The 26,048-nt window shown below is 48.7% G+C and carries 21 protein-coding genes; 11 read left to right on the top strand and 10 right to left on the bottom strand.

Going from position 1 to position 26,048, the window contains the following annotated elements; translation table 11 throughout:
• From Q0668_RS22495 to Q0668_RS22485, 3 genes are all read left to right on the top strand, one after another.
• A partial coding sequence (locus tag Q0668_RS22495) for a DUF1501 domain-containing protein (RefSeq protein ID WP_298868776.1) occupies nucleotides 1-1,165 on the top strand: 1,165 nt, incomplete at its 5' end.
• A 172-nt stretch (nucleotides 1,166-1,337) separates the two neighbouring features.
• Nucleotides 1,338-2,684, top strand: coding sequence for an NAD(P)/FAD-dependent oxidoreductase (locus Q0668_RS22490; protein ID WP_298868775.1), 1,347 nt, complete (start codon nucleotides 1,338-1,340; stop codon nucleotides 2,682-2,684).
• A 15-nt stretch (nucleotides 2,685-2,699) separates the two neighbouring features.
• Nucleotides 2,700-3,998 carry a hypothetical protein gene (locus Q0668_RS22485; RefSeq protein ID WP_298868774.1) on the top strand — a complete coding sequence of 433 codons (1,299 nt, stop codon included), beginning with the start codon at nucleotides 2,700-2,702 and terminating at the stop codon, nucleotides 3,996-3,998.
• Between the two features lie 67 nt (nucleotides 3,999-4,065).
• On the opposite strand, the gene Q0668_RS22480 is transcribed toward Q0668_RS22485, so the two are convergent.
• The 8 genes from Q0668_RS22480 to Q0668_RS22445 form a co-directional block, all read right to left on the bottom strand.
• A complete protein-coding gene (locus tag Q0668_RS22480) occupies nucleotides 4,066-5,430 on the bottom strand; it encodes a DUF1501 domain-containing protein (RefSeq protein ID WP_298868773.1) in 1,365 nt (454 codons plus the stop codon).
• Between the two features lie 152 nt (nucleotides 5,431-5,582).
• Nucleotides 5,583-6,911 carry a metal ABC transporter permease gene (locus Q0668_RS22475; protein WP_298868772.1) on the bottom strand — a complete coding sequence of 443 codons (1,329 nt, stop codon included), beginning with the start codon at nucleotides 6,909-6,911 and terminating at the stop codon, nucleotides 5,583-5,585.
• Nucleotides 6,911-8,422, bottom strand: a complete 1,512-nt coding sequence (locus Q0668_RS22470; protein WP_298868771.1) for an iron chelate uptake ABC transporter family permease subunit — start codon at nucleotides 8,420-8,422, stop codon at nucleotides 6,911-6,913. The genes Q0668_RS22475 and Q0668_RS22470 overlap by 1 nt, the downstream gene beginning before the upstream one ends.
• On the bottom strand, nucleotides 8,419-9,234 hold the full coding sequence (locus Q0668_RS22465) for an ABC transporter ATP-binding protein (RefSeq protein WP_298868770.1): 816 nt from the start codon (nucleotides 9,232-9,234) through the stop codon (nucleotides 8,419-8,421). Before Q0668_RS22465 ends, Q0668_RS22470 begins: the two co-directional genes overlap by 4 nt.
• A 107-nt stretch (nucleotides 9,235-9,341) precedes the next feature.
• On the bottom strand, nucleotides 9,342-10,337 hold the full coding sequence (locus Q0668_RS22460; protein ID WP_298868769.1) for a zinc ABC transporter substrate-binding protein: 996 nt from the start codon (nucleotides 10,335-10,337) through the stop codon (nucleotides 9,342-9,344).
• Between the two features lie 118 nt (nucleotides 10,338-10,455).
• Nucleotides 10,456-13,227, bottom strand: a complete 2,772-nt coding sequence (locus Q0668_RS22455; protein WP_298868767.1) for a prolyl oligopeptidase family serine peptidase — start codon at nucleotides 13,225-13,227, stop codon at nucleotides 10,456-10,458.
• 179 nt (nucleotides 13,228-13,406) lie between these two features.
• Nucleotides 13,407-13,934, bottom strand: a complete 528-nt coding sequence (gene proC, locus Q0668_RS22450) for a pyrroline-5-carboxylate reductase (RefSeq protein WP_298868777.1) — start codon at nucleotides 13,932-13,934, stop codon at nucleotides 13,407-13,409.
• Between the two features lie 8 nt (nucleotides 13,935-13,942).
• On the bottom strand, nucleotides 13,943-14,230 hold the full coding sequence (locus Q0668_RS22445) for an NAD(P)-binding domain-containing protein (RefSeq protein ID WP_298868766.1): 288 nt from the start codon (nucleotides 14,228-14,230) through the stop codon (nucleotides 13,943-13,945).
• Nucleotides 14,231-14,521: 291 nt separating this feature from the next.
• On the opposite strand from Q0668_RS22445, the gene Q0668_RS22440 reads away from it, so the two are divergent.
• The 8 genes from Q0668_RS22440 (at nucleotide 14,522) to Q0668_RS22405 (ending at nucleotide 25,325) form a co-directional block, all read left to right on the top strand.
• Nucleotides 14,522-15,343 (top strand): menaquinone biosynthetic enzyme MqnA/MqnD family protein, encoded by an 822-nt coding sequence (locus Q0668_RS22440; protein ID WP_298868765.1) that lies wholly within the window; start codon nucleotides 14,522-14,524, stop codon nucleotides 15,341-15,343.
• Complete coding sequence (gene mqnC, locus Q0668_RS22435; RefSeq protein WP_298868764.1) at nucleotides 15,312-16,442, top strand: cyclic dehypoxanthinyl futalosine synthase; 1,131 nt, start codon at nucleotides 15,312-15,314, stop codon at nucleotides 16,440-16,442. The genes Q0668_RS22440 and mqnC overlap by 32 nt, the downstream gene beginning before the upstream one ends.
• Before the next feature lie 155 nt (nucleotides 16,443-16,597).
• Entirely contained in the window at nucleotides 16,598-17,359 is a 762-nt protein-coding gene (locus tag Q0668_RS22430) for an ATP-binding cassette domain-containing protein (RefSeq protein ID WP_298868763.1), read from the top strand.
• Between the two features lie 5 nt (nucleotides 17,360-17,364).
• Nucleotides 17,365-19,809, top strand: a complete 2,445-nt coding sequence (locus Q0668_RS22425) for an ABC transporter permease subunit/CPBP intramembrane protease (protein WP_298868762.1) — start codon at nucleotides 17,365-17,367, stop codon at nucleotides 19,807-19,809.
• A gap of 71 nt (nucleotides 19,810-19,880) precedes the next feature.
• Nucleotides 19,881-21,107 carry an amidohydrolase family protein gene (locus Q0668_RS22420; RefSeq protein WP_298868761.1) on the top strand — a complete coding sequence of 409 codons (1,227 nt, stop codon included), beginning with the start codon at nucleotides 19,881-19,883 and terminating at the stop codon, nucleotides 21,105-21,107.
• A 148-nt stretch (nucleotides 21,108-21,255) separates the two neighbouring features.
• The gene (locus Q0668_RS22415; RefSeq protein WP_298868760.1) at nucleotides 21,256-23,160 is read left to right on the top strand and encodes a hypothetical protein; all 1,905 of its coding nucleotides are present in this window, start codon (nucleotides 21,256-21,258) and stop codon (nucleotides 23,158-23,160) included.
• Nucleotides 23,161-23,317: 157 nt separating this feature from the next.
• Entirely contained in the window at nucleotides 23,318-24,499 is a 1,182-nt protein-coding gene (locus Q0668_RS22410) for a hypothetical protein (protein WP_298868759.1), read from the top strand.
• 28 nt (nucleotides 24,500-24,527) lie between these two features.
• Nucleotides 24,528-25,325: a class I SAM-dependent methyltransferase gene (locus tag Q0668_RS22405; RefSeq protein ID WP_298868758.1), complete on the top strand. Its 798-nt coding sequence runs from the start codon at nucleotides 24,528-24,530 to the stop codon at nucleotides 25,323-25,325.
• Between the two features lie 10 nt (nucleotides 25,326-25,335).
• On the opposite strand, the gene Q0668_RS22400 is transcribed toward Q0668_RS22405, so the two are convergent.
• Nucleotides 25,336-25,902, bottom strand: a complete 567-nt coding sequence (locus Q0668_RS22400) for an adenine phosphoribosyltransferase (protein ID WP_298868757.1) — start codon at nucleotides 25,900-25,902, stop codon at nucleotides 25,336-25,338.
• A partial coding sequence (locus Q0668_RS22395) for a hypothetical protein (RefSeq protein ID WP_298868756.1) occupies nucleotides 25,862-26,048 on the bottom strand: 187 nt, incomplete at its 5' end. The genes Q0668_RS22395 and Q0668_RS22400, both read right to left, overlap by 41 nt.

The following is a 26,048-nucleotide window of genomic DNA, read 5'->3' as shown; positions in this document are numbered from 1 at the left end:
GGAAACATTTTTCGGCAAGATCGGGTTACTGCGCAAGAACGATTTCGAGTTCCAGCAACGGGGACAAAGCGGGCTTTGGATGTCGGAATTGTTTCCGCACATTGCGAATCAGGCAGATGAATTGACGTTGATTCGGTCCATGAAGGCGGATTCTGCAAATCATACACCGGCGACATTTCAGGAGAATACCGGGTTCCGTCTGAATGGGTTTCCGGTATTGGGGGCCTGGCTCTCTTATGGACTTGGATGTGAAACAGACGAGTTGCCATCATTTGTTGTCATGCCCGATGTCCGTGGATATCCCGCTGCGGGAACAATCAACTGGTCGAACGGCTTTCTGCCGGCTTTGCATCAGGGTGTGCCTTTTCAGAGTCAGGGACCAGCGATTCGAGATTTATTCCCCGGGCGTGAAATTTCCAAATCCACTGAAGTCGCCAGTCGGCAGTTATTGAACCAGTTTAACCAGGCTCATCTGGAACGTTCGGGAGCCAACGGTGATCTGGTAGCGCGGATTCGCAGTCATGAACTGGCAGCAAAAATGCAGTTGGCGGTTCCCAAGGTGACCGATTTATCCGGGGAGACGGCTGCGACGAAAGCCCTGTATGGCATGGAGCGTGAAGAGGCTGCGCCCTTTGGTCGCAACTGCCTGTTGGCAAGACGGCTGCTTGAACAGGGTGTGCGTTTTGTGCAACTATTTTCGGGAGGCCCCTTTGGTTCACCTCGGATCAACTGGGATGGACACGAAGATGTCAAACGTAATCATCTCCGCGAAGCGGCCCGCATTGATCAACCCGTGGCTGGATTGCTTAAGGATTTAAGACAACGCGGTATGCTGGACGACACTCTGGTTTTGTTTTCAACCGAGTTTGGACGGACACCTTTTACTCAGTCTGCTTCGAATACGGTGGGAACGGGCCGCGATCATAATATGAATGGCTTTTCCGTCTGGATGGCCGGTGGGGGGCTCAAGCATGGCTTGAGTTACGGAGCCACCGACGAATTCGGCTGGAAATCGGTCGAAAAACCGGTCGCCTGGCACGATTATCATGCAACAGTCTTGCATTTACTGGGCATCGACCATACCCGGCTCACTTATTATCACAATGGGATTGAACGTCGCCTGACCAACGTGCATGGTGAAGTCATTCATGACCTGCTTGCCTGAAATCGGTCCCTGCTTCTGATATTGTCAAAAGAAGGTCTGAATTTTCCAGGAACCCAATTTCCGCGCGATGGCGAATTGTCTAGAATGGTTATAGTAAGTTTCATTGATTAGCAACGTCAGACATGCTTTCTTTCGTCTGATTCACATTCACGACGTGGCTTAAATAAGTTTCATGAAAGATTTACAGAGTTCTAAAAAGGGGCCTGAAACGAAACAGGTTCTGATTCTCGGTGGTGGTTTTGCCGGTTTGAACGCGGCATTGGAACTGGGTGGCGTTCAGGGAGTGGAAGTCACCCTGGTTGATCGTCACAATTACCATTTGTTTCAGCCACTTTTATATCAGGTGGCCATGGCCGGTCTGAGTCCCGCTGACATAGCGATGCCGATTCGCAGCCGACTTTCCCGTTATCAAAATACCAGCGTGTTGTTGGGAGAGGCTCAGAAAATTGATCTTGCCGGTCAAAAGGTAAAGTTCGATTTTGGTGAATTGTCCTACGATTATCTCGTGTTGGCCTGCGGTGCCAATCATAGCTACTTTGGTCACAACGAGTGGGAACAGTATGCACCGGGTTTGAAGACGATTTCTCAGGCAACGGAAATACGTAAACGTGTCCTTTCTGCATTTGAAAGTGCAGAAAGGATTTCGGATTCTGATGAGCAAAAGAAATATATGACGTTCGTCATTGTGGGAGGTGGTCCTACAGGCGTGGAACTGGCGGGCGCCATTGGTGAGATGAGTCGCTTTACGCTTTCCAGAGATTTTCGGCACATCAATCCCAGTCAAACTCGTGTGATTCTGGTTGAAGCCGGTCCCCGGATTTTGCCGATGTTTTCCGAGCAGCAGTCAGATCGGGCAGCCCGAGATCTGGAAAATCTTGGCGTACAAATCTGGACTTCTTCTGTCGTGACCAATATCAATGAAGAGGGAGTGGAACTTGGTGAGGAACGAATTAACGCTGCCACCGTGCTTTGGGCAGCAGGTGTCGAAGCTTCTGAATTAGGTAAATCGGGGGGCATGCCTGTCGACAACCGGGGACGTGTGATTGTCGAACCGGATTTAAGTTTGGAAGGTTACCCGAATGTGTTTGTCGCCGGTGACCAAGCCAGTTTTACGCATCAGACGGGAGAACCTTTGCCGGGAACGGCGCCAGTTGCGTTACAGCAGGGGAAATATATCGGAAAAACGATTCGACAGGAACTGAAAGGAAAACCGCGCAGCAATTATTGTTTTCATGACAAAGGTCAGATGGCGACCATTGGTCGCAGTCGGGCGATCGTGGAAATCGGGCGATTCAAGATTGCCGGGTTTATTGCGTGGGTTGTGTGGCTGGTCGTGCACATTTTCTATTTGACCGGGTTCAAAAATCGTATGCTGGTTGTGATGCAATGGGCCTGGTCCTATCTCAGTTTCAGGCGCGGTGCGCGGTTGATCGTTGATCGGGACTGGAACCCTGATTCGATGAGTGTCACAAAGCCTGAGGCAGAAGAACCAGAGATCCCCGTTTCCACAGAGCATTAAAATGGGGAGTCAAAAATGAAACTACAGATCGCTGCTTTTCGTTTTGATGTCACGCCTCCCCTGGGCCATTCGTTGTGTGGTGGTTGGATTCCCGCGGCTGCTCAAATAGAAGATTCACTGGAAGCCATCGGTTTTGTTTTATTGAGTGATCAGCGTCCGATTGTGATCTGCTCCGTGGACTGGACCGGGCTCTGTAACTCCGCACATTTCCAATTGAGAGAAGCATTAGCGAAAGCAGCGGGCACCACTGCAGAGCGTGTTGCCGTGCAATGTGTGCATCAGCATGACGCCCCGTTTGCCTGTTTGGAGACAGATCGCATCGTGCGCGCTCAGGGAGATTTGCCACCTAATATGGATCCGGAATTTTTCAAAGTCTGTTTGAAACGATCCGATTCTGCAGTGCGAAAGAGTTTGAAGACAGCCCGGCGTTTGACACACATTGGTGCTGCGGAATCAAAGGTGGAAAAAGTGGCATCGAATCGAAGGCTGCTGGATGATTCTGGCAAGATCTTAAAGAACCGTAGCGTTGCCGCCAGCAGTGATGATGTGCGCGACTTGCCGACGGGAGTGATTGATCCCTGGTTGAAGACTGTTGCCTTCTATGATGGTCGGGAGAAAGTGGCCGCCTGTTATTACTACGCCGTCCATCCCATTAGCTATTGTTGTCAGGAAGGCCATGTTACCAGTGAATTTGTCGGTCATGCACGGCGATTAAAGGAGCAGCATGATAGCCCGGATTGCACGCATCTTTATTTCACCGGCTGTGCAGGAAACATCAACACCGGAAAATACAATAACAGTTCCTACAAGGAAAATCGTCAGGTATTGACACAACAGATATTTCAGGCGATGGAACAGGCGTCCGAAAAATTACGACCGGAGCCGATTAAAACTTTGAGCTGGAAAACGGCTGATTTTCTGCCTCCGGTCAACAAAACATTTTCTGCCGCTCAAATCGAAAAGCAGATAAATGATCATTCTCGAAAGGTCGTTCATCGAAATCGGCCTGCATTTACGCTGGCATGGTTGCGCCGTCACGCGCAAAAAACGCCGATCATATTAAGCGCGTTGCACGTGAATCAAATTTCTTTATTACATTTGCCAGCCGAACCGTTTGTCGAATATCAGTTACGCACACAGGTCTTGCAATCCGATCGATTTGTGGCGACTGCCGGCTACGGCGATGGGGGGCCGTGGTACATTCCCACGGCTGAAGCTTATTTTCAGGGTGGATATGAAATCAACGTCGCGTTCAGCGGACCACAGGTCGATGGTATACTGATGAAGGGCATCCAGAACTTGTTTCTAAGTTGAGCTATCAACGCCTCGTGTCTTTGCGTGAAAACATTGCTAAAACAGCAAGGGTGTTTTCTGATCCCCATCAAATCAGTTCTGCAATGGGTTTCCCATGCGGCAGGATCGGAATGGGACGGCCCTGGTGATCAACAATGGACTTGTTGTAATCAATGCCCAGATGCCGATAGATGGTAGCCAGCATATCCTGTGGTGTGTAAGGGCTCTGCGTCGGGAATTCTGCTTTCGAATTCGTGGCCCCTACGACTTGTCCCATTTTGAGGTTTCCACCTGAGAATAACGCGGTATAAGCCTCTGGCCAGTGATTGCGGCCTGTGCCCGAGTTGTTCGAGGAGAGACGCGGTGTTCTGCCGAATTCTCCGACGGCAACCACCATGATTTTCTTGTCGAGATTTCGCTCATGAATGTCTTCGATGAGGGTCGAGAGCGCTTGATCCATGTAAGGCAGGCGAATGGACATATATTTCGCAAAGTGCCCGGGACGACTGGCGTTCATAATATGATCGTCCCAGTTTGTAAATTCCTGACCGGTTTTTGGCGTGTTAAAGTAGAGCGAAACGACACCACAACCTGCTTCTGCCAGACGTCGTGCCAGGAGGCAGCCTTGTCCCCACATGTTGCGACCATATCGCTCGCGAAGCTGGTCATCCTCAAGGGCGATATCAAACGACTTCGCCGCCTCGGGGCTGGTCAGCATCTGAAATGCAAGGTTGCGGAACTTTTCACTGCCTTCCAGATCACCCGAAAGATCGAGATCATTTCTCAAGCGATCAAATTGATTCAGTAGATGGCGGCGTTCCAGCAAATGTTTGCCATCCATGCCTGCATTCAGTTTTAGCGAAGGGGGTCGATAATTTTTAGCCGATGGTTCACTTGATTCGAATGGTCCATGATGCATGCCCAGGTAGGTAGGTTTGACCATATAAAACTTTGAAGGAATCGAAACATAGGGGGGCGTTCCGGCAGCCGACATACCTCGGACTTTACTCGTGATCGAACCAAAATCGGGGTGTTCACTTTTCGATTGAGAAGTGGGGTCCAGTTTGGAAGGACGTTTGCCCGTCAGAACGATGATGCCTCCATCGCTGTGTATGCCTACATCATGATGCAGTGATCGAACCAGTGAGAATTTGTCAGCGATTTTGGCCTGCTTCGGAAACAATTCACAGATATCCATTCCCGGAACGTTTGTGGAAATGGGTTGAAACACCGAACGATAATCAGAGGGTGCGTCAGGCTTGAGGTCGTATGTTTCCAGTTGCGAAGCACCGCCATGCAGATAGAGCAGGATCACAGAGGTGTCTGGCTTTTGTGGGCTTGCTTCACTGCGCAACGCCATCATTTGCGAAAGCGTGAGTCCTCCCAGACTGAGAGAACCGATTCGCATGAACTCACGCCGATTTAATGGCCCGTTACAAACGTTGCCTGACATACGGTTTTACTCATTCCGCATTCGTGGGGTGGGCAAGCTTTAAAGCTTGTTTACATGTCATATCAATATTAGATTATATGTGTTCATGCCACAAAATGCCAGAGGAATCGTGCTAATAAGGGAGAGCCACCTTATCTCTGGCAGTATTACTCTTAATTCGTTTTCTCTTCGGGTGGAATCGGTCTGCCGTGCGGGTCCTGATCTGTGGCGATGGTGTCTTCGTTCAATTTTTCACGTAACTGTCGGTCGGTGAAATGTTCCAGTTTTTCAGCCTGTTTGTGAATATTTTCAGCCGACATGCCAGCGTGCTCCACTAAGTAATGTTCCCACAAGCGATGAGAACGGACCAGTTGACGTGCATGGTCGCGGCCTGTTTCTGTTAGCTCATAGTTTCCATTTGAATCTGAGAGCTGACCATGTTTTGTGAGATACCGGAGTGTAAGTGAAGTCGGAACAGATTGGGAAAACAGGATCTCTCGCAGGTAGGTGGCGTCTGGTTTTAGCTGGGGGTTACGTTCTTCAATACGGTACATCAAAGCGATGATATCTTCCGCCAGGATCTTCCAGGCAAGAATTTGTCGACGAATCAAAACGACAACGATTCCATGTCGCGGCGCAAAGAGAGCCGCCACAGCAAACAACAGACCGGCGGCGACGGCCATCATCCCCGCGGTCGAGGTGCTCTGATATCCAAACCAACGCGGAACGGTGATCGCACTGATATGTCCTGTGGCAGCAGCAAGAGTCGCCAGGATCGCACTTATGACAATCATTGTTCCCAGGCGGTCTGTCAGCATATACGCGGCAGCCGGTGGCACGATAAACATGGCCACGACAAGTATATTACCCACTGTTTCAAAACTGGCGACTGCTGTGATGGCGACCAGTGTCATCAAGGCATAATGAATGATCGTGGAATTAAAACCGGTGGTGGTGGCCAGCGCTGGATCAAAAGAACTGAGTTTTAATTCTTTCAGAAAGAAAATGACAAACAGCAAATTGATCAATAAAACGATCGAAAGCACTACAACTACGCGCGGAATTTCCCAACCTGCAATCAGGATGGTGTCGAGGGGAGTGAGTTCGATGGCGCCGTACAACACACAGCCCGGATCCAGATCAACGTGATCCGCGGCCTGTACGATCATTACCAGACCCAAGGCAAACAGAGAGGTGAAGACGACTCCCATGGCGGCCCCTTCATCTACTTTGCCGAAGCCACGAATCCATTCCGTAAATAATGCGGTCAGAATTCCTGCGATCACGGCACCGAGGAACATGGGTAGACTGCTGCGGCTGTCGCTGATCATAAAGGCTGCCGCCAGACCGGGAAGAATCGCATGCGTGATCGCATCACCGAGCATGCTCATTTTGCGCAGGACCAGAAAATTTCCCAGTAAAGCAGAGGAGACCGCGCATAGAATACCGGCGACGATGATCCAGCCATCCAGATACCAGTTCCACTGTTCCAGTCCACTCATCAGGTCGATCTCCTGCGAGAGGAGTGGCGTGCTTTGGTTTCTTCCTGATGGATTTCAATGGTATGCGGGCTCTGCAGAATACCCTCAGTCGATTGTTGAACGAGCAGTGATTCGAGTTCCGCGATCACTTCTGGTTCTAAAACGTGTTCGATGGCGTCTGCATCCTGATCGACTTTACTCGGTGCAACATCGGCATACGTGATCAAATATAATTCCCACAAACGATGTTCGTGTACGATGCGTGTCGCTTCCAAAAGTCCTGCTTTGGTCAGTCGTAATTGATCTTCCTGAAGTGCTACGACTAGTTGTTCCTGCTGTGCTCGTTTCACAATTTTTTTCAGTTTCGCGAGTGACCAGCTCCGCATTTGAAGTAGTTTCGACAACGGGACAAACGTGGATTCTGAAGATTGTTTTTCTTTGAGTCGTCCCCTTGCTTCCAGGAATTCATAAAGACCGCGCAGCAGGTGTTGTCGATTTACTTTTCTATTCAGTTCATGTCGACGCAGTTTGCGAATTAGAATACCGCGCGGAATTCCGAAAACCATGCTAAACAGAAACATCGCCGTTGCTACGAGAACGATCATGGCGCCAGAGGGGAGATTGGGAAAAATGGCACTCATGGCGGAGCCGATCATTCCACTGAGGGCACCCAAAATAATAGCGACCACCGTCATGTTGACGATTTTTTCGGTCCAGAAGCGTGCTGCTGCCGGTGGAATGACCAACAGGGAAATCATCAGTATCAGTCCGACAGCCTGTAAGCCGATAATGGTGACAACGACGACTAGCCCCATCAATGTCATGTCCAGCAGAATGACAGGAAAGCCTCGCGAAACGGCAAACCCTTCATCGAAGCAGAGCAGTGTTAACTCTTTATACAGCAGAAGTGAGATCAACATGCAGGAGAGTCCCGCGCATCCGATGAGCCAGGCATCGCTGGCGACCATTGATGCGGTTTTTCCATAAATAAACGATTCCAGGCCGGCCGCGTGGCCTGTTTTCATTTGTTGTACGATACCCAGTAAAGCGATGCCTGCGCCAAAAAACACACTGAGCACAATTCCCAAGGCGGCATCTTCTTTCAAACGTGTCATGTTTCGGATGAGAAGAATCGTGGCGACACCCAGCAAGCCGCTGACTGCGGCTCCCGCTAGCAGGACGGGCAGTGTTTTTCCATCGAGTCCCAAACCAGTGGCGATAATAAAGGCAATTGCGATACCGGGCAGCGTGGCGTGACTTAAGGCGTCTCCCATCAATGCGCGTTTGCGTAATAACGCGAAACTCCCAATCATACCCGCTGCCATTCCCAGCAGAGTGGTGCCGAAAACGACGATTCGCGTGTTGTAATCTTTTAAAAGGAAAACACGTTTCCAGTCATTCCATTCGGGGATGGCAATACTGCGATCTGTGATTGATTGTTGAGTTTGAATGGTGCCGGTTTCTGTCGCCGCGAGAATGAGACATTCCGGCCAGAAACTTGCGAAGAGAAACACCAGCACGAAGGGTTTCATAACGACTGCTCCCGGCGTCGCATGGTTTCCGTCGCTTCTTCTAGCAATGTTAGTCGACCACCATAGGTTTTTTGAAGATTCTCGGGCGTGAAGACCTCTGCCGTCAGGCCATGATCAATCACGCGCATGTTGAGAAGTATGACATAGTCAAAATATTCGGGTACTGTTTGCAGATCATGGTGTATGACCAGTGCGGTTTTTCCTGCCTGTTTCATTTCCTGCAGGATTTGCACAATGGCTTTTTCGGTGGCGGCATCGACGGCGGCGAAAGGTTCATCCATCAGATACAGGTCGGCGTTCTGCACCAGGGCGCGAGCTAAAAAGGTGCGTTGTTGCTGTCCGCCGGAAAGTTGGCTGATCTGGCGGTGTGCATAGTCGGCAATTCCCACACGCTCCAGTGCTTCCATTGCCCGGGCACGGTGTTTTTTGCGAACGGGAAGACACCAGCCGATTTCTTTGTAGAGTCCCATTGTCACAACATCCAGGGCATCTACGGGAAAATCCCAGTCGACACTTTCACGTTGAGGAACATAGCCGACACGGTGTCGATTTTTCTGGTAGGGCTTTCCAAAAATTTGGACACGTCCGGAAGCCTTGGGAATGAGTCCCATGATAGCTTTTATCAGAGTGCTTTTACCGGCTCCATTCGGGCCGACAATGCCGACTAGTTTACCCGGCGGAATTTCAAAACTAACATCCCAGATCACAGGTTTGCGATGGTAGGCCACGGTTAAGTCATAAACGGAAACTGGTGTTTCTTCAGGAGGCAATTCAACCTGTGGTGTGTGTGCGGGATTTTGTTTGTTATTCATAGGACCATGTTTAATTTGCCAAAGGTCGGAGTGAAAAAGAAATTGATTCCAGTATCAACGGAAGTAATTCAAAAAGCAGCATTCAACGGAGTACTGACCGATATTGGTCAGTGGGAGAGTTTGCCTTGCATACCTTTTTCTGGAGCGTTTCCTCCCAGGGCACGTGTGACGATTGTGAAGTTGTGATCCAACATGCCGACATACGTGCCCTCATAAGTGCCAGCTTCGCCCATCGCATCAGAAAATAATTCCCCACCAATTTTAATTTTGTGACCTTGTGCTTTGGCCCCATCGATGAGTGCGGTGATATTCTTTTTGGAAACACTACTTTCCACGAAAACGGCTTTGATATTTTTCTTAACCAGCATATCGACGAGTTCGTTAATTCGTTTCAGACCGGCTTCCGATTCCGTTGAGATTCCCTGAATGCCCTGGACGTTTAAGCCGTAGGCTCGACCAAAATAATTAAAGGCATCATGAGACGTAATCAAAATCCGAGAATCCTCAGGAATGGATTTCGTCGTTTTTAAGCCATACTCATGTAGTTTTTCCAACTGCTTTTTATACACTGTGGCATTGTTCTGATAGATGTCAGCATGTTTGGGGTCGAGTTCAGCCAGAGCGTCTTTGACTGCATCGACGCAGAGGGACCAGGCAGCGACATCCATCCAGAGATGGGGGTCATAGTGTCCGTTGAAATCTTCCGGTTCGAGTAGTGATTTTTGATCAATTAATTCAGTCACGGCAAAAACCGGTTTGTTCCGCGAAACTTTGATCAAAGTATCTGCCATTTTTCCTTCGAGCATCAGTCCGGAGTAAAAGACAATGTCGGCATTCATAATCATCTGCACATCGTCGCGGCTGGCTTTGTGCATGTGCGGGTCGACGCCCGAACCCATGATTTGCGTTACGGCAACATTCTCACCACCTACGTTCGTAACGAGATCTGCCACCATGCCGACCGTGGCAGCCACCGGAATGGGGTAGTTGAGCTGTTTTTTCGCTGATTGTTGATTTGACGCATTGCCAGTTGAAGAAGTCTCTTTGGGTTGGCAACCGACTAAAAAACTCAAGAACAGGGTGAAAGCGAAAAGCCTTCTCATTTACAAGCTCCCGTCAGGACGTAGAGGCAGATTAAAGTACAAAATGTAGCCACGGCTACATTTTGTACTATTCTACCAGAGGTGGGGTTGCTGTCAACTCCTGGTTGCAATCGAGAGATCAGGGCTTCAAGTGCCTGTCAAAAAAACCGATGACTTTTGGTCTTAGGTCCTGCTGTTTAGGTTGCAGGTGGAAGCTGTGTGGTGCGCCCTCGATAATGATCAACTCGGCGGGGATGTTCCCTTTTTTAAGTGCTTTCGACAAAAGTTCAGATTGATTTACGGGAACCAATCGATCTTTGGTGCCATGCAGAATGAGGAAAGGGGGATCATTCTTTGAGATATGATTCACAGGCGAAGCCTGTTGACAGAGTTCTTTTTCTGCATCCGTAAACGCGGACAGCATGTCGCGAGATTTAGCCAATGCGGTCATATCATGCACACCATACATGGGAACGACTGCCTGAATGCTTGAAGAAAAACCGGCGTATTTTTCTTGTGGGCCTGGTTTTGTATCATCGCCGGTCATTGCCAGTATTGAGACCAGATGGCCTCCTGCAGAGCCGCCGATGGCTCCAATATGATCGGCATCAATTTGATATTTGTCTGCGTGCTTTCTCAGAAAGCGGACCGCGGTTTTACAGTCTTGCAGATTGCCTGGCCAGACTTGTTTCAAATTGTCTGTAAACTTAGTTCGCTTATTTGCTAATTGATAGTTAATGCTGGCACATACATATCCCGCTTTTGCCAGATTGTTCCCGATATTGATTTCTCTTCTGGCTGCTTTATCTCCGCCATGCCAACCACCGCCGTGAATGATGATGACTGCTGGGTAAGGCCCTTTTTGAAATGTGGAGTCGGGCAAATACAGGTCGAGTTTCTCTGTGCGCTTCTGACCCAGATAGCTGATGTCTTGCTTGACACGTATTTGAGAAAGCTCCTGTTTGACGCGGCTACTGGGTTCGATGAACTCAACTCTTTCTTTCCCTGCTAAATCGACAATCTGTCTGATGTCAAACTCTTTCAGTAAACCAAAGCAAAATAATTCAGGTGCCTGATTGACCGATTGATTGTCTTCAATCACTTGTTTCAGCGAACCCATGGAACCAATCAAGCTGACGCTTGAGATGGCTTCGGGTTCGATTGTAGCAGCCAGCAGAGTAAAAAGACTACTGCGCGGACCCGTTGATTGTATTTTTACGGAAGTCTGCTTACGTTTGTCACGTAACCAGCGGGCAATTGCCGTTAATTGACCTGTTTGAATACCGAGCGGTCGTTCTCCGACGGCAGCCACTAGAAGTCCGTAGAGAAAATCGCGCTGGCTGATTTTCGATTCGCCGAAATAAAACGGATCGATGGCCAAAACGTTTTCGCCTTTTGCGAGTAGTTTTTCTACGGTTGGAGCCAGACTTTTTCGACCAGCATCAGAGACAACGATGGTTGTTAATTTGGAAAGGCCTCTCGAAAACTCGACAGCGGGAACCGTCCAGTCTTTGTCCACGTTCAGTTTCCAGAATTTCACTGTCATGTTCTCTTTCTTTGTCTGGTCAGTTTCCGTTCCCTGTACCTGGGATTTTTTGTAATGCACAATTCTTTTGAGTGTTTTTAACGGACTGTTTTCAGATGATTTCGTTGCTGGTTGGGGTAAGTTCTGACTCAGCTTGAGTGCCAGGCTATGAAAGGTTTCGTTGTTGGATGGCAGTTCGACTTTGAGTTCGTCGAACGATTTGATTTCCGCGCTGCACTCAATTTCTTTTACAGGTAGTGGTTTTCCCGTTTCGGAAAAGTGGACTGACAGCATGCGGTAGAGCGCTTCCCGATTGTCTTTCAGAAAATTATGATCGCCGGGATCATGATTCACATGTTTCTGCAAAAAGTTTTCTTTGTCGTATAGTTTGTAAACGGGGAATGCTGCTTTCAAAAGTGGTGGCTGAGCATAACCTGATTCAAAGCAGCAGTTGTCTTTTGCATTATTGGTCAGCAGAGTGGGGCGTGGGGCGCGCATGGCTGTGAGGTGTGTGTAGTCTGCATAGACGCCTAGATCGTTGGGAGTCTGTTCGGAATCGCCTAGGTCTTTTGTGTGAAAAACACGGGTCAGGAAACTGGAGTAACCGGCGACGGGGTTTGAGAGGGTGACACGTTCATCGAGTGAACTGATAAAGATGGTCTGCCAGCCACCCCCCGAAAGTCCGGCGACGGCAACACGATTCGGGTCTGCATTGGGATGCGCTAGCAGGACGTCGAGCCCGCGTTTCATGGAAAGATAGTGGGGCGCTAACCCGCTTGTACCACACAGGTCCAGTTGATTCATGCGATAATGCATTAAGCCAGGCACATTCAGCTGACCCATGCCCACCCATTCGATGTTGAGTGCGATCATGCCTCGCTTGGCCTGATTGATACAGCGAACCTGTTTATAGTCGGCGGCTTTTCCGTTTTTTCCGTCGTGACCATTCACATTCAACACGACGGGCACTTTTCCGGAAAGCTGATTGGGTACATAGAGCAGCGCTGGTATCCAGAGTCCGGGCAGTGCTTCGAACCGCAGCTTCTGGATTTTGTATTCGGGGCCGCCTTCAATGGTTTCAAGCCAGACAACGTTCATTTTGGAATCACGCCATTTGGCCGCTTCGCCGCGGTAAACGACTTTGTTTAAAACATCGCTGCGTACTTTGGAAATATATTTTTCCCAGTCTGTGACGTTGTCTATTTCAGGCATACCCAGGACACGGGGTGCGATATATTTCTGCACTTCCTTCCAGGGAAGATCTTTTTCGATAATCGGTTGTGACAGCCAGGTTTTTAAATCTTGCTCTGCGGCAGACACCTGCTGGATGCTTAGACTAATCAGACAGCAGATTACAAAGAAACGGCGAGGGCAGTGGTTGAGCATTTCGGTGTCTCCCGGATGTCATTCGGTAGGATCAGGAATGGAGGTTTCATTCCATTCTGAGAAAATCCAACGGGGAACACAAGTTCGTTAATAAAATTAAAGAAATGCGCAGGATAAAAGATTCCTCAGGGGAAGCCGATTTCATCATTTAAGAACAGACTTGCGTAAGCCGCTCAAGGTCAAGAGTTTTGACCAAGTTCGATCGATCGGTTTGTGGCGGCGCTGACGGCATTCATCAGGCTGTGTCTTAATCCCCCCGCTTCCAATGCATGAATGCCGGCAATCGTTGTGCCTCCGGGGCTGGTGACGGCGTCTTTCAGTGTGCCCGGATGTTCGCCTGTTTCGAGTACCATTTCTGCCGCTCCTTTGACCGTTTGGGCTGCCAGTTGGAGGGCGATGTGTCGGGGCAGTCCCATGCGGACGCCTCCATCGCTGAGCGCTTCAATCACCTGATAGATATAAGCAGGTCCGCTCCCTGATAAGCCGGTTACGGCGTCGAGTTGTGTCTCGGGAACTTCAACGGCAATGCCTACTGTTGAGAGTAGTGATTCTACCAGACTGGCGTCTGCTTCGGTTGCCTGTCCGCCGCGCGCGAAGGCGGAAGCTCCCTGTTTCACCAGACAGGGGGTATTGGGCATGACGCGAATCAGTCGCGCGTCTAAACCCAGTTTCTCAACAAAGAGGGATAAGGGACAACCGGCTGCGATGGAGACTATCAGATGCTGATTGGTGTGTGTCCCTTAATTTCCTCAAGAACATCCGTCACATGCTGCGGTTTCACTGACAGAATGATGACTTCAGCGTGTTCCATGACTGTCAGGTTCGATTCGACGGCCTGAGCACCGGTCTCCCGTGCAAACCGTTCGCGGGCAGAGTCGAATGTATCGCTGGCCCAGACGTTCTTTGCCGTTGTGAAGCCAGAAGCGATTAATCCGCCGGCCAAGGCAGTTGCCATACGACCAGCTCCAATGAAGCCGACTTTTACGTCTTTGTTTTCTGACATGCTGCTGATGCTTTCTCGTACCTGTAAAAAGAGATTTTCGTCTGATTCTACCGCCAAATTTGGACTGACCTGTAATTTTCGGCTGGATAGTCACTGATTAAGAGGACTTAAACTGCTAAGATGTCCCGATCTGGACCGAGTTAATTTATGAATTGTAACACCAATGGACAGGACGTGCATCAGAGTACGTTTTTACGCCAGTTAACTATAGTAGTATGAGCTGATTGCTAGATGAAGATTGCTGACTATAATAAGTTAGACAATGCAACTGGAAATGAAAGCCAAACGATAATGTCTGACTTGATTCCACCTCCCATTCGTGTGGGGGCGGTCTCCTATCTCAATTCGAAGCCTTTGATTGAAGATCTGGAAGATCTCGCTGAAAATGCTGAACTAATGCTAGATTATCCCAGCCTGTTGGCTGATGATCTGGCAGAGGGTCGAATTGATGTCGGATTGATTCCCTCAATTGAGGTGATTCGGAATTCGGACTACGAAATCATTTCGAATGCCTGTGTGGCGACACAGGGGCCGGTATTGAGTGTGAAAATGTATAGTCGCGTTCCTTTGGGAAAGATTAAGCGGCTCGCATTAGATATGGGGTCGCGCACGAGTGCGACACTGGTGCAAATTATGCTGGCAGAACAATATGGCGTGTTTCCGGAGGTCGAACCGTTGCCGATGGATCAGTCAATTGAAGCGACAACCGCGGATGCGATTTTATTGATTGGTGATCGTGCCATTCATACGCCTGATACCAAATTCGCAGCGACCTGGGATCTGGGAGAGGAATGGTTACGCTGGACGGGTCTTCCATTTGTCTTTGCGATGTGGGCTGTTCGCAAAAATCAGGAGACCGGTTCATTAGCGTCCGCTTTGTGTCAGGCGCGTGATCGCGGGGTGACACTGTTAGATGAAATCGCCCGCCGGGAAGCGCCCCAATTGGGTATTGAAGTTTCTGTCGCACAAAGTTATCTGAAGAATAATTTGAGTTTTCACCTGGGACCTGCAGAATGTTGCGGGTTACAATTGTTTCAAGAATTAGCCATTAAAACGGGACTGGCTCCCGAGGGAGTTCCTCTTGTCTTCCGGAATTGCATCTCTGCTGGATAAAGCAGTCGCTGGAGAGCGTCTGAATCGTGAAGAGGGACTTCAGTTAATGGAGTCTCATGATCTGGTAGCGTTAGGCCGCGCTGCCAATGAAGTTACCAAACGTCTGCATCCAGAGCCTTACCGCACCTATAACATCGATCGCAATATCAACTATTCGAATTCCTGTACGGCGGTCTGTGATTTTTGCGCTTTTTATCGTACTCCCAAAGACCCGGAAGTTTACGTCCTCAAGCCTGAGCAGCTTTACGAGAAAATTGAGGAAACCATCGCATTGGGAGGCGATCAGATTCTATTGCAGGGCGGCCTGCATCCGACTTTAAAACTGGAATGGTACGAAGACCTGTTGCGTGATCTGCGTAAAAGATATCCAACGGTGAATATTCACGGCTTCAGCCCCCCTGAAATTTATCACTTTACAAAGCTCAATAATTTATCGTTGCGTGAAGTGCTGGAACGTCTACAGATTGCCGGTCTGGGAAGTCTTCCCGGTGGAGGAGGAGAAATTCTGGTAGACCGTGTGCGGAAAAAAATCACGCGTGGAAAAGTGTTGACCGATGGCTGGCTGGAAGTCAATCGAGTCTGGCACGAACTGGGAGGGATCTCGAGCGCCACGATGATGTTTGGTCATGTCGAAACACTGGCCGAACGTATTGAGCATCTGGATCGTCTGCGCTCGTTACAAGATGAGACTGGTGGATTCTCTGCCTTTATCTGCTGGACACTGCAGCCAGAGCATACCGATATGGAATATGTACCGCCTGCAGGTGCCTTTGAATATTTGAAAACGCAGGCGGTCAGCAGATTGTATCTGGATAATTTCAAGAACATTCAGTCTTCCTGGGTCACGCAGGGAGAAAAGACTGGTCAGATGGCTCTGTTTTTTGGTGCGAATGATATGGGCAGCCTGATGATCGAAGAAAACGTTGTTTCACAGGCGGGAACCACACATCATCTGACGGTTGAGACAATTCGTCATTGTATTTCAGAATCGGGATACATTCCCCGGCAACGCAATGTCTTTTACGAATATGTGGATGATCCTGATTCAAATGGTCCTGCCAAAGGCGCAGGCCATGCTCCTCTGCCGGTACTCAACTGAAAGAAAATCCATTCGAGACACGACTCAAAAAAGCCAATTCGCTGCCATAGGCTATGTTTACAGATATAAATAACGTATAAGTCAGCCTCATCATTCAGTTTGTCAGCGCGCAGTTGATGGTCTGGCACCGTAGGCATTAGGGATTATGGACGGCTATGATTCATGTCGAGCAACTAAGCAAAAGTTTCGATGATTTGCGTCGTGGTAGTATTGTTGCGCTTGATTCTGTGAGTTTTGATGTCAAAGCGGGTGAAATCTTTGGGTTACTGGGTCCGAATGGTGCTGGCAAAACGACGTGTCTCCGCATGTTAAGCACGGTTTTGCAACCGACGGGAGGGACGGCGACTGTTGCCGGCTTTGACGTAATCAAACAGCCTCAGGACGTGCGGACTCATATTGGATTTATGTCCTGCAATACCGGCATCTATGATCGAATGACCGCCTGGGAGATGGTGGAGTATTTTGGTCGACTGTATGACATTGAAGAGCATGAATTACAGGAGAGGCTGGACCGGATCTTTACGACGTTGCAGATGCAGGATATCAAGGATCTCTTAGGCTCGAAAATGTCGACCGGGATGAAACAGAAAGTTTCGATCGCCCGGACGATCGTACATGACCCCCCCGTTCTCATTTTTGATGAGCCAACAACCGGCCTGGATGTATTGGTGGCTCGCGCGGTTTTGAAAACGATTGAAGCGCTGCGCGAGGAAGGCAAATGTATCATCTTTTCCACACACATCATGCGGGAAGTCGAAAAGTTATGCGACCGTGTGGCTGTGATCTATAAAGGAAAAATTCTGGCGATGGGTAGTATTCCAGAACTGGAAGAAGAATACCATGAGTCGGATATGGAAGAATTGTTCTTCAAATTAATCCAGGAGCACGAAGACCAGTTGGCGATGAAAGCTCAATAATTCAGATGATACAGTGGAAAAATATCAAACTTATTTTGATGCGTGAATTGCGGGATCAGATGCGCGATCGGCGTACTCTTTTCATGGTGGCAATTCTACCGCTGTTGCTCTACCCCGCCATGGGTATTGGCATGGTGCAGATGACCGTGCTATTCTCAGAACAACCGCGAGATGTTGTCATTCTGGGAGCCAACGACCTGCCAGATTATCCGCAGTTATTGGACGGCGACCGCTTTGTGTCCAGCTGGTTTCTGATTCCCTCAGACGCAAACAAGCTGCGAGTCATTACAGATAAAACAACTGATAAAAAGTCTGATGAACCGGTAGATGATGATCAGGCAGACGTCGTTGAGAATAAAAAACGCCAGGAATTACTGGAACAGGCCCGTGAGTTAGAAACTGTTTTTGGGAAGCAAAAAGAATTGCTCAACCAATTACGACAAATTAAGGGTGAAAGTAAAAAAGAGCAAGCAGCCCGGCAGAGATTGAAACAGGAGTTAAAAGAAGCCAACTCAGAATTTAGTGGATTGTTTGCGGAAAGTCAGATTCAGGTTTTGATTTTGGTTCCCAAAGGACTTTCCAAGGAAATTGCACGAGTCAGCGAAAAACTGGCGCAGCATGAACCCATCACCATTGATCGAGCAGAGTCTTTACGGCCAATCTATTTGAGAAATTCGGCTGACGAAAAAACGAGAATCGCCTTCAGTCAGGTTCAAGAAGTGCTGGGGGCTTATAATAAAGATATTTTGCGGGATCGCTTGAACCGGGCCAATTTGCCAGAATCATTGCCGAACCCCATCAATCCGATTGTCATCGATTTGGCACAAGACGAGCAGCATGCTGCCAACCTTTGGAGTAAACTGTTCCCTGCATTATTAATCATCATGGCTGCTACCGGTGCCTTTTACCCGGCAATTGACCTGGGTGCCGGCGAAAAAGAACGGGGCACGATGGAGACCCTGTTGATTTCTCCTGCCAAGCGCACCGAGATCGTACTGGGTAAGTTTTTGACAGTGATGGTTTTCAGCGTTTCGACGGCGTTATTAAACCTGGCCAGTATGGGTTTTACCGGGCGACATATGGTTAACCTGGCTGGATCGGGAGCACTTTCCCGATTTGGCGATATGTCTTTCCCTTCTTTTACTGCGTTGTTCTGGATTGTGGTTTTATTGATTCCACTCTCTGCTTTATTTAGCGCACTCTGCCTTGCGTTTGCCACATTTGCCCGCAGCAGTAAAGAGGGTCAGTACTATCTGACCCCGTTATTGATGGTCACTTTGGGTCTGACCGTCTTCTGCTTATCGCCGGCTGTTGAGATTAATCCCTTTTACAGTTTAATGCCGATTGTGGGAGTGGCGCTGCTGTTGAAAGGTATGCTGCTTTCCTCGGTCAATGCGGGTATCCTGTATGTCTATGCGATACCCGTTCTGGTGACGAGCATTGGTTATAGTCTGCTGGCACTCTGGTGGGCCATTGAGCAGTTTCAGCGAGAAGATGTCTTGTTCCGTGAAGCCGAACGGTTTGAAGTCGGGCTGTGGTTACGGCATATGATTCGTACTAAAGACTCGCTGCCCACTTTTGCGGAAGCCGGTTTTTGTTTTGTGATCATCATGTTATTGCAGTTTGCTGTCATGAACAGCATGAGTGCTGCGATTCAAGCAGCGACCGATGCGGAACGTCCCACGCGGATGATGCAGCTATTGATGATTCAACAGCTGGCGATTATTGCGACGCCCGCTTTAATAATGGGAATTATGCTGACGACCAGTGTCAGAAAAACGTTCCGACTTTATTTACCCAGTATCGGATTCCTGATAGTTGGGATTGTGTTGCCGTTTTTGTTGCATCCTTTGTCTATTGAGCTAGCTCAGAGCTTGAGCTGGTTTTTCCCGAAACTGCCTGAAGGGACTGCGGCGGTTATGCAAAGTATGTCCGATCCGACACAACCGATCTGGCTCATATTAACGGCGTTTGCTTTGGCGCCGGCCGTTTGTGAAGAGTTGGCGTTTCGCGGGTTTATCCTCAGTGGATTTGGTCGTCGTGGACGAGCGTGGCTGGCGATTATTCTCTCCAGTATCACGTTTGGTGCGATGCATATGATACCTCAGCAGGTGTTTAACGCGACATTACTCGGATTGGTAATTGGATTGATTGCCGTTCACAGCCGCAGTCTGTTGCCGTGTGTTGTGTTCCACTTTATCTATAACTCACTCGCCATTCTGCACGGGCGTATTCCCAAAACATGGTTGCCCGAAAATGGATTAGAGCATTTTGTCAGCATGCAACCGGAGGGCTTGCGGTATTCCTGGCCTTTATTACTGATTTGTGGCGCGATCACCATTGTCTTGTTACTTTGGGTTCAAAGTCAGTCTCAATCAAAGAACGCTCTCGATGCAGCAGGGAGTTCAAACTCGGATTCCTTCGGCCGTCGCCTGACTGATTCCAAATAATGGTCCGTCTGTTATAATGCCGCTGTATTTTCTCTTCTTGTATACAGCATCCTTTTTGAAAAAGCAGAATTTTGGAACGCCAGATCTTCAAAGCACGCTGGGTATTTCCCGTTGAAGGGCCACCGCTTGAGGGCGCTATTGTGGAGGTTGAGGGTTCCCGGATTGCTGCCGTTTATGCTGGCGATCATCCCCAAGCCTATGATCTCGGAAATACTGCTTTGATTCCGGGTCTGGTGAATGCGCATACTCATTTAGAGTTCAGCGATCTCGAAAAACCACTCGGTCCTGTGGCGCCCTTCACCGAATGGATTCGATCGGTGATGAAATCTCGTTTTGACAGTTCTGGTTCTGCAGAGTCAAAAATTCAGCAGGGTATCAAAGAAAGTTTAGGAGCGGGCACAACTTGTCTGGGTGAAATAGCCACCAGATCCGAAAGTTTACAGCTTTTAGAGCAGAGTGAACCTGTGCCACATTCAGTAGTATTTCGTGAGTGTCTTGGTTTTTCGGCTGATCGGATTTCTGAGCAGGAACAAATCGCCGCTGATTTTTTTGAGGAGCGGACGGGGCAAGGTCATGAAATGCCCATCGTCAGGGGGCTAAGTCCGCATGCCCCTTACAGTGTGCATCCGGATTTGTATTTGAGGCTGGTTCAGCTTGCCCGCGACCAGGGTGCGCCTGTCGCCGTTCATCTGGCAGAGACTCGGGATGAGCTGGGATTTCTGGAACGAAAACAGGGGCCGTTTGTCGAATTGTTGTCCGAACTGGGGCTCTGGGATTCGCAAATTTTAAGTGATGGTCTGCGGATGTATGATTATCTTGCGCCACTTGCGGAACTAAGTTCTGCTTTGGCCATTCATGGTAATTATTTTGGTGAAGCAGAAATCGAATTTTTAAAGAAGTCGCCGCAAATTTCCGTTGTTTATTGTCCTCGGACGCACCATTTTTTTGGGCATACTCTTCATCCCTGGCTCAAGATGATTGGCCAAGGAGTGAATGTGGCGCTTGGCACTGACAGCCGGGCTTCGAACCCGGATTTGAGTCTCTGGAATGAACTTCTGTTTTTACGCGTGCAATTTCCGGATGTCTCCACAGGTTTGATTTTGGAATGCGGGACGTTATCGGGAGCGCGAGCATTGGGGTTCTCTCAGGAAATCGGTTCTTTGGTAGTGGGAAAACGAGCCGATATGGCTCTGATTCAATTAGCTGACCGTTCAGGCTCGCTCTCTGGCAGTGATCTTTTGTTAAATTCCCGGTCCTTTGTTTCGCGTGTGATGCTGAATGGGTGCTGGGTCAATTGATTTCACAGAAAATCCGGTTACCCTATAGTCTCTTATCGCCGCATTTTGTGTGCTGGTGTTTCAATGAAACAAGAGTAGATCTATCTGATTTGAATTGTCTTCAAAGTACTTTGAGCAAGCATCTCGAGCGTTGTTGAGGGAAGATGAAATGGAAGAAAACGTGTCAATCGAATTTGGTCAGTCCGTACCCCAACAGTTATTTTCTTTGTCGGATGAAGAATTTTTACAGACGATTCAATGGAAGTCAAAACGAGCTGGAGAATTATGCAAGGCTGCCCAGGCGGGCGATGTCAATCGATTCAGCAGGGCATTGTGTATACACTTAAAAGAAGTCACGAAGCAGAAGAAGCAAGGCAAGCATGCTGCTGAAATGTTGTGGGCTTCACTCTGGTCGGAGGAGGCTGAGGAAGGAACCTGCCGGTCTTCTGATTTAATCAGTCTGGTCAAGTCGGGCATCGAATTGTCGAATAAGAGCTGTAAGTCTTCCAAAAATGGAAAGCGAAAAAAGTCACCTGAACTGAGTTGGGATGAGGTCAGTCGCTTGCTTGTGGGCTGGCTGGATCAGGTGACGATTTCGGAGCCTCTGCGTCCTTACGAGTTATTGCTGTTAACGGAATTGTTAGAAAATGTTGGTTTTCGTTTGGCGCCTTCCACTCTTGTGCGTGTATGGCGGCACAGTTTATTCGCGGCTGCTTCACTTTGCTTTAATTTGGAAGAGACAGATTTTTCAGAAATTTCAGAAGATCAAGTCATTCTGGTTTCAGCGGAGTTACCCTGGCGATCAGGTTTTTTGTTTTCGGAAATTTCAGGCGCAAAAAACTTTCGACAACTGGGTCAACAAAATTTACGCGATTGCTTTTTTGATCGAACCGATACCGATGGAACCCCGCATGCGGATATTCTTCCCCGCCTGGATTTCTGGTTAGCTGCATTGACGCGATCATTATTTATTGGCCGCGTCTGGGGAAAGTCTGTCTGGGATCAAGAGGCGCAAGATCGATTTCAGTGGCTGGTTGAGACTCTTGTTTCTGCCTATGCTTGTTCTGGAAAAATAGCACTTTGTTCCAACCATACTGTAGAGCATCATGATCTGCTGACTTTAGCCGCTTATTTTGCTGATCTTGCGGGCAGGAGTGCGGAACGGCTTTATTTAAAGTCATTGGATTCAGGGAAAAAGAGATCCAGGTTCTTCATTCAATCGGATGAACAACCTTCGAATCAGTCTGACTGGTCTGAATGGGCCGTGCTCAGGAATTACTGGTCAGACGCCTCAAACCTGCTCGTCGTGACCTGGAATGGTGACCTGCCAGTTCTGAGTCTGTCAGCGATGGGTAAATTATTGTTTGAAGGCTGCTGGGATTTTTCTTTGACTGTTGACGGGAAAGCGGTTTCGGGTGATGGTGATTGGAGTATCCTCTGCTGGAATTCCGATGAGGATGCAGACTATTTAGAATTACATATGGAGCTGGAATCAGGACACAAACTGGAACGCCAGATCTTACTGGCGCGCAATCAGCATTTTGCCTTGTTCTCTGATATCGTTACGGGATCGGAACCAGCGAACCTGGAATACCGTTCTTTCGTCCCTGTTGTACCTGGAATCACAGGTTCTCTGAATGGTGAAACTCATGAACTCATGCTCAAAACCAAAGGATTGTCTGCCCGGGTCTTTCCGATTGGACTGCCTCAGGAGCGGGATTTCTTTCAACCGGGCAGTCTGACGTTGAACGATCAAAGTCAGCTCGTACTGCATCAGCAAGCCACTGAAGCCAACGGGCTTTATGCTCCGTTGATTATCGATTGGGAACCGGAACTGAAGCGAAAAGCAGCAGACTGGGCATCTTTGACTGTCAGTGAAGCGGGTAAAATTTCAGGTCGCGATGAGGCTTCCGGTCATCGTTTGCGAATTGGCGCACATCAATTACTGGTATATCGCAGTTTGAAAAAAGGCGAAACTTCACGAGCGGTTTTAGGGCAAAACACTAATTATGAATCCGTGATCGGGCGTTTTGATACGAATGGTGATTTATCGCCGCTGCTGTTTGTCGAGTAGTTTGCCTGAAATAACGTGAATCTTCCCTTTCTCGATTGGCAGGGTACTCAGGACTGCTGAGAATTCTTACAATGTAGACTGAGTTAGTGGAACTTGAGTTAGGCCAGTCGAGCCAGAGATCAGTAAATCTTTAGCGATCAAATTGAAGAGAAAAATTATGTCTGAAGATGCATTTGCAGAACTGGAAGCATTACAGCAGCAATCTCCGGAAGCTGTTCTTGAGCGTTTGATTGAAACGTTAAGGGTCCAGAAAAATTATCATCGACTGTTTGATGCATTGCTGATGAAAGAGAAACAGTCGATGGGCGTTGAGTTGCTTCAGCCGACTTCGTTTGAGAATGTGGGAGAAGATCAGAAAAAAGAATTCGAGCTGGCCTATGTTGACGCGGCCCGGGAAGTGGGTCGTTTGTTTCTTGCTGAAAATCTCTACCCCGATGCCTGGTTATATTTCCAGACCATTCAAGAGCCGGAACTGGTTGCAGAGGCGTTGAACAAGATCAACCCTCGGACCGTGCCTGAAGATAAAGTGGAAGAGTTGATTCAGGTGAGTGTGTATGAAGGTGCCAATCCGGAAAAAGGGTTTGAGATCATGTTGGCCGTGAATGGCATCTGTAACACCATTACCGTGTTTGATCAGATGAATGCACAACTCAACCCTGAAAGTCGGCAGAAGGTTGTGCGATTACTGGTCGATCAACTCTACGGAGATCTTGTCCAGTCACTGCAGTATCAGGTCCAGCAAAAAGTTCCCATGGCACCACCGACCGACAATCTACGGGAGTTGATGGCGGGAAGAGACTGGATGTTCGAAGCGGGTAGTTATCATATTGACGTATCGCATTTGAATTCGGTAGTTCGGTTCGCCAGACTTTTATCAGGTGATGATCCGTGTATCTCAAAAGTTATCGAACTCTGCGAATACGGCACACGCCTGGATGAACAGTTTCAATATCCCGGAGAGAGCCCGTTTGAAGATTTTTATCCAGCGCATCAGAATTTTTTCAAGGCGTTGGTGGGAGATGAGAGTGATCGCAAGCTTGGAATTGCCTATTTCGAAAAGAAGCTGGAACAGGAACCTGAGGATGAAGATAAGCAGTTGATTGCCTATGTTTTGATCGATCTGTTAACACGTGTCGATCAAAATGACAGAGCGATCGAACTGGCGGAAAAGTATCTGAGTCAGTTCGAGGATCCGAATACGTTTTCCTTTACCGATCTCTGTCAGAAAACCAACCACCTGGAAGTTCTGCAAAACGTCGCCCGCGGCAAAGGGGATCTGGTAACATTTGCAGGTGCCCTGCTGGATGCACAACTTCAAACGCAAACTCAGGAATCCTAAGGTAACTGCCAGTAATTGAGAGACGCGCATGTCCCACCTGCCTATCAACCGCGCTGCCTGGAATCGGTTGGCAGAGATTCGCAGCCAGTTTACCAAGGTTGCGACCGATGAAGAGTGTCGCGCTCCGTTAAAGACATTAGATTCCCGCGGCTGGCTGCCTGCTTCGGTGGAAGGCAAACAGGTGCTCTGTCTGGCGTCGGGAGGTGGTTGGCAGTCGGTGCTCTATGCCTCAGCCGGGGCGCATGTGACAGTGGTCGACCTGAGTAATCAGATGTTACAACTGGATGAACAGGAAGCGCGCCGGCGTGGACTTCAAGTGCATCTGTTGGAAACATCAATGGATGATTTGTCTGAACTGCACGATGAACAGTTTGATATTGTGCATCAACCAGTGAGTACCTGTTATGTTCCGGATGTAGAAGCGGTTTACCGCGAAGTAGGGCGGGTCTTGCGACCGGGTGGGCTTTATATCAGTCAGCATAAAACTCCTACGAGTTTGCAAATAACCGGACGGGATCAGCATAATACGTATGTGGTTGGTTTGGAATACTATCAACAGGGCTCATTACCTAAGGGGGATGACCTTTCCTACCGGGAGGAAGGCGCGACCGAATATCTGCATCGCTGGGATCAACTAATCGGCGGTTTGTGTAGAGCGGGGTTTGTGATTGAGGATTTACGTGAACCGTGTCGGGCAGACCCCAACGCGCCTGTAGGTCATTTTCGACATCGAGGACGATATGTTGCGCCTTACGTTCGGATCAAAGCACGCCGTGTGGAGACACATGCGAACGACGAAAACTCTGCAGCGATCTGGGTTCCTTGAGACTTGTTTTTTATTCCGCATCGTAATGGATCAGAGAAAAGACATCGCAGCCATTCATTTTCTTGCGTGCTTTCAGGAATGAGAGTTCAATCAGGAACGCACAGCCAATGATTTCTGCTTGCGAGTGTTGTGCAAGCTCGATACAGGCTGAGATCGTGCCTCCTGTTGCCAGGAGATCATCTACAATCACCACGCGATCGTCGGCGTGAATCGAATCGGTATGCATTTCCAGTGAATCCGAACCGTATTCCAACTCATAATGGAAGGCCTTAGTTTCAAAGGGGAGTTTGCCCGGTTTTCGAATGGGAATGAAGCGTGCGCCCAGTGCCAGTGCTAATGGAGCTGCAAAAATGAATCCACGAGCTTCGGCTGCCAATACTGCTGTAATCTGTTTGTCACGGTAGTAATCTTCCAGGCGGTTGATGACTTGCTGAAATGCTGCCGGCTCTGCCAGGAGAGGAGTAATATCTCGGAAGAGAATTCCCGGCTTGGGAAAATCGGGAATCTCGCGGATATAGTTTTTCAAATTGATTTGATCATTCATCAGAGGAGTCGGCTTTCTTAGTTGCGGTCGCATTTTTTTCTGCCTGAATCAGTTCTGGCAGGTTTTTAAGATTGTTTTTAGCATTTGAAATGATCTCTATAACTGCTTCATCTTGAACCTTGTCGTATAACACAATCAGAGCCTTCCAGGCCGCCGCCGCTTCTTCGAATTTTTTCTGT

Source organism: uncultured Gimesia sp. (genome assembly GCF_937910335.1).
GTDB lineage: Bacteria > Planctomycetota > Planctomycetia > Planctomycetales > Planctomycetaceae > Gimesia.
The sequence above is the reverse complement of the archived record's forward strand: the minus strand, read 5'-3'. Positions and strand labels throughout refer to the sequence as shown.

Coding starts and splice junctions, on each gene's coding strand:
- Q0668_RS22440 (WP_298868765.1), top strand. CDS start 14,522: ATGTCTGACTTGATTCCACCTCCCATTCGTGTGGGGGCGGTCTCCTAT.
- Q0668_RS22485 (WP_298868774.1), top strand. CDS start 2,700: ATGAAACTACAGATCGCTGCTTTTCGTTTTGATGTCACGCCTCCCCTG.
- Q0668_RS22455 (WP_298868767.1), bottom strand. CDS start 13,227: ATGCTCAACCACTGCCCTCGCCGTTTCTTTGTAATCTGCTGTCTGATT.
- Q0668_RS22480 (WP_298868773.1), bottom strand. CDS start 5,430: ATGTCAGGCAACGTTTGTAACGGGCCATTAAATCGGCGTGAGTTCATG.
- Q0668_RS22465 (WP_298868770.1), bottom strand. CDS start 9,234: ATGAATAACAAACAAAATCCCGCACACACACCACAGGTTGAATTGCCT.
- Q0668_RS22470 (WP_298868771.1), bottom strand. CDS start 8,422: ATGAAACCCTTCGTGCTGGTGTTTCTCTTCGCAAGTTTCTGGCCGGAA.
- Q0668_RS22410 (WP_298868759.1), top strand. CDS start 23,318: ATGTCTGAAGATGCATTTGCAGAACTGGAAGCATTACAGCAGCAATCT.
- Q0668_RS22475 (WP_298868772.1), bottom strand. CDS start 6,911: ATGAGTGGACTGGAACAGTGGAACTGGTATCTGGATGGCTGGATCATC.
- Q0668_RS22445 (WP_298868766.1), bottom strand. CDS start 14,230: ATGTCAGAAAACAAAGACGTAAAAGTCGGCTTCATTGGAGCTGGTCGT.
- Q0668_RS22405 (WP_298868758.1), top strand. CDS start 24,528: ATGTCCCACCTGCCTATCAACCGCGCTGCCTGGAATCGGTTGGCAGAG.
- Q0668_RS22490 (WP_298868775.1), top strand. CDS start 1,338: ATGAAAGATTTACAGAGTTCTAAAAAGGGGCCTGAAACGAAACAGGTT.
- Q0668_RS22415 (WP_298868760.1), top strand. CDS start 21,256: ATGGAAGAAAACGTGTCAATCGAATTTGGTCAGTCCGTACCCCAACAG.
- Q0668_RS22425 (WP_298868762.1), top strand. CDS start 17,365: ATGATACAGTGGAAAAATATCAAACTTATTTTGATGCGTGAATTGCGG.
- Q0668_RS22430 (WP_298868763.1), top strand. CDS start 16,598: ATGATTCATGTCGAGCAACTAAGCAAAAGTTTCGATGATTTGCGTCGT.
- Q0668_RS22460 (WP_298868769.1), bottom strand. CDS start 10,337: ATGAGAAGGCTTTTCGCTTTCACCCTGTTCTTGAGTTTTTTAGTCGGT.
- Q0668_RS22400 (WP_298868757.1), bottom strand. CDS start 25,902: ATGCGACCGCAACTAAGAAAGCCGACTCCTCTGATGAATGATCAAATC.